The 12,106-nt window shown below is 70.7% G+C and carries 8 protein-coding genes and 1 riboswitch; of the genes, 3 read left to right on the top strand and 5 right to left on the bottom strand.

All coding sequences use genetic code 11. From position 1 onward, the window contains the following. Positions 1-118: 118 nt before the first annotated feature. From F4561_RS05385 to aceB, 4 genes are all read right to left on the bottom strand, one after another. Positions 119-1,471 carry a (Fe-S)-binding protein gene (locus F4561_RS05385; protein ID WP_184575351.1) on the bottom strand — a complete coding sequence of 451 codons (1,353 nt, stop codon included), beginning with the start codon at positions 1,469-1,471 and terminating at the stop codon, positions 119-121. Positions 1,472-1,622: 151 nt separating this feature from the next. Next, a complete protein-coding gene (locus tag F4561_RS05390) occupies positions 1,623-2,888 on the bottom strand; it encodes an FAD-binding oxidoreductase (protein WP_184575353.1) in 1,266 nt (421 codons plus the stop codon). 21 nt (positions 2,889-2,909) lie between these two features. Continuing rightward, positions 2,910-4,379: an FAD-binding oxidoreductase gene (locus F4561_RS05395; RefSeq protein ID WP_184575355.1), complete on the bottom strand. Its 1,470-nt coding sequence runs from the start codon at positions 4,377-4,379 to the stop codon at positions 2,910-2,912. A gap of 133 nt (positions 4,380-4,512) precedes the next feature. Further along, positions 4,513-6,117, bottom strand: a complete 1,605-nt coding sequence (aceB, locus tag F4561_RS05400) for a malate synthase A (RefSeq protein WP_184575357.1) — start codon at positions 6,115-6,117, stop codon at positions 4,513-4,515. 306 nt (positions 6,118-6,423) lie between these two features. On the opposite strand from aceB, the gene hflX reads away from it, so the two are divergent. Beyond that, complete coding sequence (hflX, locus tag F4561_RS05405) at positions 6,424-7,923, top strand: GTPase HflX (protein WP_184575359.1); 1,500 nt, start codon at positions 6,424-6,426, stop codon at positions 7,921-7,923. Positions 7,924-8,208: 285 nt separating this feature from the next. Then, complete coding sequence (locus tag F4561_RS05410) at positions 8,209-9,417, top strand: amidohydrolase family protein (protein WP_184575361.1); 1,209 nt, start codon at positions 8,209-8,211, stop codon at positions 9,415-9,417. A gap of 24 nt (positions 9,418-9,441) precedes the next feature. Here F4561_RS05410 and holA read toward each other — a convergent pair whose 3' ends face one another. Beyond that, the gene (holA, locus tag F4561_RS05415; RefSeq protein ID WP_184575363.1) at positions 9,442-10,413 is read right to left on the bottom strand and encodes a DNA polymerase III subunit delta; all 972 of its coding nucleotides are present in this window, start codon (positions 10,411-10,413) and stop codon (positions 9,442-9,444) included. Positions 10,414-10,635: 222 nt separating this feature from the next. Next, a riboswitch (guanidine-III (ykkC-III) riboswitch) is annotated at positions 10,636-10,702 on the top strand. Positions 10,703-10,713: 11 nt separating this feature from the next. Here holA and F4561_RS05420 point away from each other — a divergent pair. Continuing rightward, positions 10,714-11,889: an agmatinase family protein gene (locus F4561_RS05420; protein WP_184575365.1), complete on the top strand. Its 1,176-nt coding sequence runs from the start codon at positions 10,714-10,716 to the stop codon at positions 11,887-11,889. Positions 11,890-12,106 lie beyond the last annotated feature (217 nt).

Here is a 12,106-nt window from a genome sequence, read left to right on the forward strand (position 1 = left end):
CGGTACGGGCCGGAATCTCCCGGCTTCAACGGGGAGAGCGCGCCAAACCCCGAGCGACTGACGCACCGCCGCTCTTGAGTATCGGCGCACACCCCCAGTGCGCTGCCGCGAGAGCGCCTCAGGAACCATCCTCACGTGCGGTGTCGCCGGTGAGCGCCGAGGCCGGCAGGCCGCGGATCGACGCGTCGAGGATCTGCGCGGTGTGTGCCACCGAGATCGACCCGCCGGAACGCCCCACCGCGGATGCGATCTGCAGCGAGCACCCGGGATTGCCCGCCACCAGCAGCTCGGCCCCGGTGGAGCGGACGTCGGAACTCTTGCGTTCGCCCAACTCGCTGGCGGGCTCGGGCCGCAGCAGGTTGTACACGCCGGCCGAGCCGCAGCAGATGTCCGGGTTAGGGATGTCCACCAGGTCGATTTCGGGTATTCCGCCCAGCAGCCTGCGCGGCGCCCCGGTGACCCCCTGGCCGTGGGAGAGGTGGCAGGCGTCGTGATAGGCGGTGCGGACCGGCAGCGGGTGGCGTTCCGCCTGCGGCCCCAGGTCGTCCAGGAACTCCGAGAGGTCCATGACCTTGGCGGAGAGTGCCTCGGCCCGCTGCGACCAGTCCGCGCTGGCGCCGTCCTCGGCGAGCACCCGCGCGTAGTGCTTCATGGTGGCGCCGCACCCCGCGGAGTTCACCACGATGGTGTCCACGCCGGCGCGCTCGAAGGTCTCGATGGTGGTGCGGGCGAACCCGGCGGCCTCCTCGCTCCGCCCCGAATGGGCCGACAGAGCGCCGCAGCACCCCTGGCCGCGGGGGACGACAACGTCGCACCCCTCGCTCGCCAGGACCCGCGCGGTCGCCGTGTTGACCTGCGGGAAGAACGCGCCCTGGACGCAGCCGGTGAGCATGCCCACCACCGCCCTTGGACGGCCGACCGCTGGGACGCGTTCGGGCAGTGACGGAGCCGAGCGCATTGGTGGGGCCACGCGCTCCATCGTGGCCAGCGACGGCGAGATCCTCTCCAGCAGGCCGGAGCGCTTGACCAGCCGGGAGAGCCCGCTGGCCTGGTAGGCGCGCAACGGGCCGCGCATCAGGGCGAGCCGCCTGCGGTACGGGAAGAGCGAGAAGATCGCCGTACGCAGCAGGCGCTCGGTGGGGCGGCGCTCGTGCTCGTGCTCCACCCGGGTGCGCGTCGTCTCGATGAGCGCGTCGTAGGCCACCCCCGAGGGGCATGAGGAGACGCACGCGAGGCAGCCCAGGCAGTTGTCGAACGCCTGCACGGCGGCTTCGTTCAGGACGTCCTCGGAGTGGACCTGGCCCATGAGGTGGATCCGCCCGCGCGGAGAGTCCATCTCCTCGCCCCACAGCACGTAGGTGGGGCAGGTGGGCAGGCAGAACCCGCAGTGGACGCAGTCGCTGAGGAGTTCGTTGAAGGACCGTTGCGGATCGGCGCCCGTAGCGTCGCCGGTCGCGGTGCCGTCGCTCATGTGAACCTCCGGGGAAACGCTGTCGGCCAGGTGCGGGAGGCGAACTGACCGCCGCGGGCTCGCCCCCGCGCGGGCGGGACGGGGACAGGGCCCACCGAGTGGGCGGGGGCCGCGGCGGGCTTCGCCCTTGTGGCGTGGCTGGTTTCGGGCATCAGATACCGCCCACGAAGCGTCCCGGCGACAGTAGGTGGTCGGGGTCGAGGCGGTCCTTGATCGCGCGCATCAGGCCGAGCCCGGGCACGTCGCCCCAGAGGAGCCCCGGCCCGCGCTCGGACAGTTCCTCGCGCAGAGTGGCGGCGGCGTGCGGCACCGTGAGTGTCCCACCGGTGATCGCGGTGCGGGTGTCGCGGATGATCCCGGAAACCGCGCGCGGGTCGGCGGCCGCGGGAAGCGCGGCGTGCAGCACCCCGGCGCCCATGGAACCGCGGACCGAGACGGGCACGCCCGCCGCGTCCGCCGCCGCGCGCAGCGTGCCGGCGGCGTGCGCCGTGGCCGTGAGTGGCACGGCCACCCGCAGGACCGTGTCCCCTGCGGCGCCGGGGAGCAGCTCCCACCCCTGGTCCGGCTCCGCCGAGACGCGGCCGCCCAGGAGCGCGCAGACCTCCGCGGTGCGCGCCTCGATGCCGCCTTCGGCGCCCTCCACCAGTACCTGGAGCCCCAGCGGGCCGTCGTGCGGCCAGTCGATTTCGATCGCGGCGGGCACCACGTGCGACCGCAGCACCTCCCTGGTGTACGCGCGTGCGGTGGTGAGGTCGCCGGGCTCGGCAGTGACGACGCGCCGCGCGGGCGGAACAGGGTGCAGCCGGAATGTCACCGAGGTGATGACGCCGAGCGTCCCCAAGGCGCCGGTGTGCAGCTTGCCTAGGTCGTAGCCGGCGACGTTCTTCACCACGCGGCCTCCGGAGGACGCGGCGACGCCGTCGGCACGCACCGTGGTCATGCCGATGATGAGGTCGCGGATGGGACCGTGCAGCATCCGGCGCGGCCCGGACAGCCCGGTGGCGATGAGGCCGCCGACCGTGCTCCCCGCAACGGGGGAGTCCGCCGAAAGCCGCTGGCCCGCGGCCGCCAGCGTGTCCTGGAAGCTGGCCATGCTGGTACCGGGCCCGCACTGCGCCACGAGGTCGCCCGCGGCGTGGTCGACGCCGGTGAGCGCGCTGGTATCAATGAGCACGTCGCAACGGCGCGGCGGCGCGCCCCAGTCGATCTTGGTGCCGCCTCCGCGCGCCACGCAGCCCAGGCCGTGGCGGGTGGCGGCGGCCAGCAGTGCGGACACGGCCTCGGTGTCGGGCGGTGTCGCGACATAGCCGGGGGTGACCCCGCCAACGGCATCGGCGTCGGTCGCCTCGCGCAGCTCTGTGCCGTGCGCGCTGAGATCCGCCGCGACCGCGCGATCCCCGCTCTGCACCCGCGCCATTGAACGCTCCCTACATCGTTGCTAGAACAGCTCCGCGACACCCTCGGTCACCAGCGGGTGCTCGCCTTTTTTCACGCCGGGACGCTCGCCGCACAGCCGGGGCGTGGGCAGCAGCTTCTCCGGGTTGGCGATCCCTCCGGGATCGAACGCGCCGCGGAAGCGGTCCATGGTCTCCAGGTCAGCGGGCCCGAACATCCGCGGCATGGTGCACACCTTGTCCACGCCCACCCCGTGCTCGCCGGTGATGGAGCCGCCGTGCTCGATACACAGGTCCAGTATCGCCCCGGAGACCTCCTCGGCGCGTTCGCCCGCCCCTGGCTCGGAGTCGTCGAAGAGCACCAGCGGGTGCAGGTTGCCGTCGCCCGCGTGGAACACGTTGGCGACCCGGATCCCCGACCGCGCCGAGAGATCGGCGATCCGGTGCAGCACCTCGCCCAGCGCGGTGCGCGGGACGACCCCGTCCTGCACGATGTAGGCGGGGCTGATCCGGCCCACCGCGGCGAACGCGGACTTGCGCCCCTTCCAGATCCGGGCGCGTTCCGCCGCGTCGCTGGCCGTGCGGATTTCGAATGCCCCGTTGCGCTGGCACAGCTCGGTGACCGCCTCGAACTGGGCGTCGACGTCGGCGGCCGGGCCGTCGAGCTCCACGATCAGCACGGCCCCGGCGCCAGGAGGGTACTCGCAGGCCACCGCGGCCTCAGCGGCCTCGATCGAGAGCGCGTCCATCATCTCCACGGCCGCCGGGAGCACTCCGCCGGCGATGATGTCGGAGACGGCGGAGCCGCCCGCGTCCATCGACTCGAACGCGGCGAGGACCGTGGTCACCTGCTGCGGGGCACGCATCAACCGCACTGTGATCTCGGTGGCGATGCCGAGCGTGCCCTCCGAGCCGATGAACGCCCCGAGCAGGTCGTAGCCGGGCGGCTGGGCGGCCTTGCCGCCCAGCCGCACGACCTCGCCGCTGGGGGTGACGATCTCCAGGCCGAGCACGTGGTTGACGGTGAACCCGTACTTCAGGCAGTGCGCCCCGCCGGAGTTCTCGGCGATGTTCCCGCCCACCGAGCACACCTGCTGGCTGGAAGGGTCGGGCGCGTAGTAGTACCCCTGCGGCGCGGCCGCCCTGGTGACCTCGAGGTTGGCGACACCGGGCTCGACGACCGCGCACTCGTTCTCGATGTCGATCTCGCGGATGCGGCGCATCCGCGAGGTCACGATCAGCACTCCACTGGTGTGCGGGAGGGCGCCGGCGGACAGCCCGGTGCCCGCCCCCCGCGGGACGAACGGGATCCCGTTCTCGGAGCAGAGCCGCACAACGTCGGCGACCTGTTCGGTACTGGTCGGCAGCACTACGACTCCGGGGACCGAGGCGTGGTACGCGAGCCCGTCGCTCTCGTAGGTGCGGCGCTGCGCGGAGTCGGTGATGACGCCGTCGTCGCCGCAGATCGCGCGCAGTCGCGGGATCAGGGCGCGCAGTGTTTGCGTCTCCGGCATGGCGATGGCCTTCCCCGAGTCTCGCCTTCCGGCAGGCCCGCCGGAAGGTCCGGTCTGTGATCGTATGCGCTACATGTCAGCATCCCCGCGGGTGGCGGGCGGTAACGGCCTGGCCGCCCCTGTTGTCCGGGTGTCAGGGCATCCGCTCGTAGGCCGGCAGGGTGAGGAAGTCAGCGTACTCGTCGGCGAGCGCGACCTCCCGGAACAGCTCGACGGCGTTCTGGTACAGCTCGGCGTCGAACGCGTCCCCGCTCGCCTCGCGGATCTTGGCGAGCTCCTCCTCGATGACGCGGTCCACGAGCTCCGCCGTGACCTTCGGGCCGTCATCCAGGGTGATGTCGTTGTGCAGCCACTGCCAGACCTGGGAGCGGGAGATCTCCGCGGTGGCGGCGTCCTCCATCAGGTTGAAGATGCCGACAGCACCGTTCCCGCCGACCCACGAGGCCAGGTACTGCAGGGCGACACTGACGTTGTTGCGCAGCCCGGCCTCGGTGATGCCGCCTTCGGCGGAGTCCACGGCGAGCAGGTCGCCGGCCTTGACGGAGACGTCCGCGCGGAGCTTGTCGATCTGGTTCGGCCGGTCGCCGAGGACGCCGTCGAAGATCTCCTTGGCGACCGGGACGAGGTCGGGGTGGGCCACCCACGATCCGTCGAAGCCGTCATTGGACTCTCGGCCCTTGTCATCGCGCACCTTGGCCAGTGCGCGTTCGTTGACCTCGGGGTCGCGGCGGCTCGGGATGAACGCGGCCATGCCGCCGATCGCGTGCGCTCCCCGCTTGTGGCAGGTGCTGACCAGCAGCTCGGTGTAGGCGCGCATGAACGGTGCCGTCATGGTGACGGCGTTGCGCTCGGGAAGCAGGAAGCGCCGGCCGCGGGTGCGGTGCACCTTGATGATGCTGAAGAGGTAGTCCCAGCGGCCCGCGTTCAGCCCGGCTGAGTGCTCGCGCAGCTCGTAGAGGATCTCCTCCATTTCGAACGCGGCGGTGATGGTCTCGATCAGCACCGTCGCGCGGATGGTGCCGCGCGGGATTCCGAGCTTCTCCTGCGCCGTGACGAAGATGTCGTTCCACAGCCGGGCCTCCAGGTGGCTCTCCAGCTTGGGCAGGTAGAAGTAGGGGCCCTTGCCCTTGTCGAGCTGGCGCTGCGCGCAGTGGAAGAAGTACAGCGCGAAGTCGACCAGGCCCCCGGCGACGCGTTCGCCGTCGACCAGGATGTGCTTCTCGTCGAGGTGCCAGCCGCGCGGCCGGACGATCATCGTGGCGAGCTCGGAGTCGTCCTTCAGCGCGTAGCTCTTGCCCTCGGGGGTGCTGAAGTCGATGGTGCGGTCGAGCGCGTCGCGCAGGTTCAGTTGGCCGCCGATCACGTTCTCCCAGTGCGGGGTGTTGGCGTCCTCGAAGTCGGCGAGCCAGACCTTCGCGCCGGAGTTGAGCGCGTTGATCGTCATCTTCGGGTCGGTGGGCCCGGTGATTTCGAGCCGGCGGTCGGTGATGCCCGGGGCCGGCGGTGAGACCGTCCAGGACGGGTCCTCGCGCACGCTCCGGGTCTCGGGAAGGAAGTCGAGGTCGGCTCCGGCGGAGATGCGCTCCTGGCGGCGTCCGCGTTCGGCCAGCAGCTCGCGCCGCCGGGGTTCGTACCTCCGGTGCAGGTCGGCGATGAGCGCGAGCGCGTCATCGGTGAGGATCTGGTCAAAGCGTTGGTTCATCGGACCGCTGATCGCGACCCCGCCTGTGGCGCCCATGAGTAAGCCTTTCGCAAGACGGAATATGATTCTGGTATGCGGAATCTCTGACGCTACTCGCCGGTTCGAAGCGTGGTCAACGTTGTGAGCCCCCCGCACTAGGGGAAACTTTCCGCCCAAATCAAAGATCCACCTAATTTCCCGCGGAGCTTGGCGCGATCTTTGTTCTCGGCTGTCCGCCCCGGTGAGGGCGTCCGCGGCCCCCGCGCTGGCCTGGTGGGAAAATGAGCTGCCGGTTGGGTGTTGGCGTGCCATCATCACTGGGAAGAACAGCCCGCATCATGGTGTTGCTCCTGCTGGAGGGATATGACTACTACTCATGACAATCGTCCGGACCGATCCGGAGATGACCTGCCCCGCGAGGAGCTCGACACCGGCGCTAACGCCGCGGTTCCCGGCTCGGCTGGCTACGCCGATCACAACGGCGTACCCGACCAGGGGGAGATGGATCTCGCTGAGCGGCGCGCGCTGCGGCGCGTTCCCGGGTTGTCCACGGAGCTCACCGATGTCCACGAGGTCGAGGTCCGCTCGCTCCGGTTGGAGCACGTCGTCCTGATCGGTGTCTGGACCAGCGGCACGCAGGTCGATGCCGACAACTCGCTGCACGAGCTGAAGCAGCTCGCCGAGACCGCGGGCGCACTGGTACTCGAAGGCGCGACCCAGCGCCGGAACAAGCCCGACCCGGCCACCTATGTCGGCCGCGGCAAGGCACGGGAGCTTCGCGAGATCGCCGAGTCCACCGGCGCCGACACCGTCATCTGCGATGGCGAGCTGGCCCCCGGCCAGTTGCGCCAGCTTGAGGATGTGGTGAAGGTCAAGGTCATCGACCGCACGGCCCTCATTCTGGACATCTTCGCCCAGCACGCGCGCAGCCGGGAAGGCCGCACCCAGGTGGAGCTGGCACAGCTCAGCTACCTGCTGCCCCGCCTGCGCGGTTGGGGTGACACGCTGTCCCGGCAGGCCGGCGGGCGCGCCGGCGGCGGCAACGGCGGTGTGGGGCTACGTGGCCCCGGTGAGACCAAGATCGAGACCGACCGCCGCAGGATCAACACCCGAATGTCCAAGCTGCGCCGCGAACTGGCGCAGATGGCCACCGCCCGCGACGTCAAGCGCGATACCCGGCGCGTCCGGCAGGTGCCCGCGGTCGCGATCGCCGGCTACACCAACGCTGGCAAGTCGAGCCTGCTGAACCGGCTCACCGGCGCGGGTGTCCTGGTGGAGGACGAGCTGTTCGCCACGCTCGACCCCACGGTCCGGCAGGCCCGCACGCCCGATGGCCGGGCGTTCACGTTCAGCGACACCGTCGGGTTCGTGCGGCACCTGCCGCACCAGCTTGTCGAGGCGTTCCGCTCCACGCTGGAGGAGGTCACCGACTCCGACCTGATCCTGCACGTGGTCGACGCCGCGCACCCCGACCCCGAGCAGCAGCTCGCCGCGGTGCGCGAGGTGTTCGGGGAGATCGAGGCGCAGGACGTGCCCGAGATCGTCGTCCTCAACAAGGTCGACGCCGCCGATCCGGTGGTGCTCAGGCAGCTCCGTACCAAGGAGCCGGGCGCTGTCGAGGTCTCGGCGCGCACCGGCGCCGGGATCGAGGAGCTGATCGAGACGCTCTCCGGCGCGCTGCCTTCCCTCGACCGCGAGGTCCGCGTGATGCTGCCCTACGAACGGGGCGACCTCGTCTCGCGTGTCCACGACGAGGGGCGTGTGGTCGAGGAGGAGCACACCGGCAGCGGTACGGCCCTGCACGCCTGGGTGCCCGAGATGCTCGCCGGTAAGCTCGACGAGTACGCCGTCACCGTGCGCTGACGGACCGGCAGCCCGCGCCCCTCGTGCCAGGGGAACCGGCGAATGTGCGAACGGGGAACCCCTGCGGGGGTTGCGCCGTTCGCACATTGCGGGAAGATGTGTACACCGCATTGGTGGATGAACTACGGTTCTGGGATCACGTGAGTCGCCGGTCCCCGGAACCGCCGTCCCCGTCTTCGCCGGCACACCCAACGAACGAGGTCGCCTATGCACGCCCAGCCGCGATGTGACGAGACATCATCCCTGCCGTGGCCGTGACCTCCAGGTCGGGCGGGTGATGAGACGATGACGGTACGGCTGCTGACCAACATCGGGCGGCTGTGGACGGGCACTGACCTCCTCAGCAACGCGGCCATGCTGCTGAACAACGACCGGGTCGCCTGGGTCGGCCAGGCATCGGAGCTTCCGCAGAGCCTGCCGGGAGTCATCGAGGACATCGTCGACGTCGACGAGGTTGACAACCTCGGCGGCGGGCTGGTCACGCCCGGTCTGATCGACGCCCACTGCCATCCGGTCTACGCGGGCAACCGCTACGCCGAGATTGCCATGCGCGCCAGCGGCGCGTCCAAGGTCGAGATCAACGGTGCTGGTGGCGGCGTCGCGTCCACCGTGACCGTCACCCGCGGCACTGATCCCTGGACACTGTGCAACTCCGTGCGCGAGCGGTTGCGGCACTGGGTGCTGTCGGGCTGCACCACCGTCGAGGCCAAGACCGGCTACCACCTCACCCGCGACGGTGAGCTCGCCGACGTCCGGCTGCTGCGCTCCCTTGAGGAGGAGCCCGGCATGCCCCGCCTGCACGTGACGTTCTTCGCCGCGCACGCCGTGCCGCCCGAGTACTTCGGCCGCCCGCACGACTACGTCGAGGCCGTCGGCTCGTGGCTGGGCGATGCCGCGCAGGCCGGCGCCGAAGGTGTCGACGTCTACTGCGACAACCAGCAGTTCACCCCCGACGACGCCAACTGGCTGCTCACCGCGGGGCGCGGGGCCGGGCTGCAGACCCATATGCACGCCTGCGCCAAGCCCCGGCACGGCGCCGTACGCATGGCGGCCGACCTCAAGTGCACCTCGGTCGACCTGCTGCACGAGACCGACGAGGACGACATCCTGGCCCTCGCCAAGACCAGCACCCCCGTGGTCGTCTGCCCGACCACGTCGCTGCACGAGCGCAACACCCCGCCGGTGCGGGCGCTGCTCGACCACGGCGTTCCCGTCGGGCTCGGTACCGACCACAACCCCGGACAGTCGGGATCGACCTCGCTGCCGCTCTCCATCTCCATGGCGATCTCCATGTTCAACATGAGCGTCCTGGAGGCACTGCGCGCCGCCACCGTCGGCGGTGCCTACGCGCTCGGCGCGACCGAGCGCGGGGTGCTGGCGCCCGGCCGCTACGCCGACATCGTCCAGTGGGACGCCGACCACGAGGGCGCGTTCGCCTGGGCGTACGGGCTCAAGACGCTGCGCGTCTGGCGCGGCGGTGAGACCATCCGCTGACCTCCTCGGCCTGCACGCGCCGGTTCAGCCGCGCCGGCTCCGCGCCGACGCGATCTCGATAACGGCGCGTTCCAGGGCGTATTCGGGGTCGCGCCCGGCCCCCTTGATCAGCGCGTCGGTCTCGGCCACCACCTGCATCGCGTGCGCCACCCCGTTCGGCGACCAGTCGCGCGCCTGCTGGCGCAGCGTCTTCAGCTTCCACGGCGGCACCTTCGCCCGCTTGGCGAGATCGGCGTCGGAGGCGCCCCGCTGGGGCTGCGCCACCACGGCCAGGCCGCGGACGGCCCCGGCGAGCGCGCTGTTGATCAGGACCGGCGCGGTTCCCACCGCGAGCGCCCACCGGAGCTGTTCGAGCGCCTGGGGCAGCTGACCCTCGACGGCACGGTCGGCGACCACGAACCCGGTGACCTCCGCCTTGCCCCGGTAGTAGCGCGCCACCATGCTGTCGTCGATCCGGCCCTCGGTGTCGGCGACCAGCTGGGTACAGGCGGCGGCGATCTCGCGCAGGTCGGTCCCGACGGAGTCGAGCAGCGCCTGGGCGGCGTCGCGGGTGACCTGGCGTCCGGCCCGTTCGAACTCGCCTTTCACGAACGCGAGGCGTTCCTGCTGTTTGGCGGGCTTCGCGCAGTTGATCCGGGTGGCTCCGGCCTTGAGGGCGGAGTCGAGGAGTGCCTTGCCCTTCGCGCCGCCGGCGTGCGTCAGGACCAGCACGACATCCTCGGCGGGGTCTTTCAGGTAGGCCGTGACCTCGGCCGCGAGGTCCTTGGTGAGGTCCTGGGCGGAGCGCAGGACCACCACCCGGCGCTCGCCGAACAGCGACGGCGAGGTGGCCGAGACCAGTGTTCCGGCGCTCACCTGGGCGGGGACCAGGTCGGTCACGTCGGCCTCGGGGTCCTCGGCGCGCACCGCCGCCACGATGCCGGCCACGGCGCGGTCGACCAGCAGTTCCTCGTCGCCGACGATGACCGAGAGTGCGGAGACGGACGTGGAAGACATACCAGCAGCATGCCATGTCCCAGCGACAGAACGAGGACGGAACGGGTGCGCGAACGGTGCGGCGAGCGCTCGCGCCCCGTTGGGTAGACCGGGGAAGCTGCGAGCCGACGGGTTCGGGCTGCTGCGGTGTGGAAACCGACGCGTGTTACGTGCGGACCAGGCCCGTGTTGTTTCCGTGTCTCGTGGTGGACAGGTGCGCCGCGGGGTGTGTAGAACAGGTCCGCAGGAGCTGGTCATGGGCTCCCCGGACGAGGCGCGCCGTACCCGGATCGCGAAAAGACGGCGCGGTTGGATGGAGACATGACCGAGGTGAATCGTGAAGGCGCATGGGCCCAGCAGGCCGAGGCGCACCTGCCGGACCACCGGTACCGCGAGGAGATCGAACGCTCGTTGGCCCACGGCCTGCAGGGCGCCCCGACCATCAACGACCGCAGCATCCCCACGTTCGCGCGCGGTGAGGTCCCGCACTTCGCCGGTGAACGGGGGACCTTCCTGAAGGCCCCGTTCATCGAGGACGTGCACGACGTCGGGGACGCCGAGGTGGCGATCTTCGGTGTCCCGCTGGACGCCGGGGCCACCTACCGGCCGGGCACCCGCTTCGGCCCGCGCGGCATCCGGCGGTCCACGAACCTGTTCGGCACCTACAACTACGAGCTCGGTGTCGACCTGCGCGAGCAGCTCAACATGGTCGACATCGGCGACGTGTTCACCATCCCGGGAAACCTGGAGAAGTCGTTCGACCAGATCAGCCAGGCCATGGCACACGTCGTGCAGCAGGGCACGGTGCCGGTGGTGATCGGTGGCGACCACTCGATCGGGTTCCCCACCATCCGCGGCATGGCGCCGTACCTGGGTGGCAACATCGGCATCATCCACTTCGACCGGCACGTCGACACCCAGGAGACCGACCTCGACGAGCGAATGCACACCACGCCGTGGTTCCACGCGAACAACATCCCGAACGCGCCGGCCACCAACCTGGTGCAGATCGGGATCGGCGGCTGGCAGGCGCCCCGGGCCGGGGTGCAGGTTGGGCGCGAGCGCAAGTCCACCGTGATCACGGTCGGCGACGTCGAGCGGGTCGGTGTGGAGAAGGTCGCCGAGATGGCGCTCGAGGTCGCATGGAAGGACGCCGTCGCGGTGTACCTGTCGTTCGACATCGACGTCCTCGACTCCGGATTCGTCCCGGGCACCGGCTGGCCCGAACCGGGCGGCCTGCTACCCCGCGAGGCGCTCAACCTGATCCGGATGGTCTCCGAGCCGGGGCTGGCCGGCATCGAGGTCGTGGAGTGCTCCCCGCCCTATGACTGGGCCGAGCAGACCGCGCTCCTCAGCTCCCGGGTGATCCTGGACAGCCTCGCCGTCCAGGTGCGCAACGGGAAGCTGGGCCGCAGGGCATCGTCAGCGGGCCGTGTGGCCTGGGGCCCAACGCACGGCACCGAGCCGGCGTCGGGGACGGGCGGCGGCGTGGCCTAGAGCCGTCTCCATTCGCAAGGGTTTCGAGGCCGGGCGCGGGCACTCGTGGTGTTCTACCGCGGGTGTCCGCGACATCGGCGCTCCATACGGTCCACTCGCGCTGGGCGGTGTCCGCGGCCACCCCCTGTCGCCCGTCGGAGGCCGCGAACTGGCACTGTGTTCGACGCATCTCACCGGCTGTGCGGGCCGCGCCGTACCGCGTGAGAACGACAACACC

The organism is Lipingzhangella halophila, from assembly GCF_014203805.1.
Taxonomy (GTDB): Bacteria; Actinomycetota; Actinomycetes; order Streptosporangiales; family Streptosporangiaceae; genus Lipingzhangella; species Lipingzhangella halophila.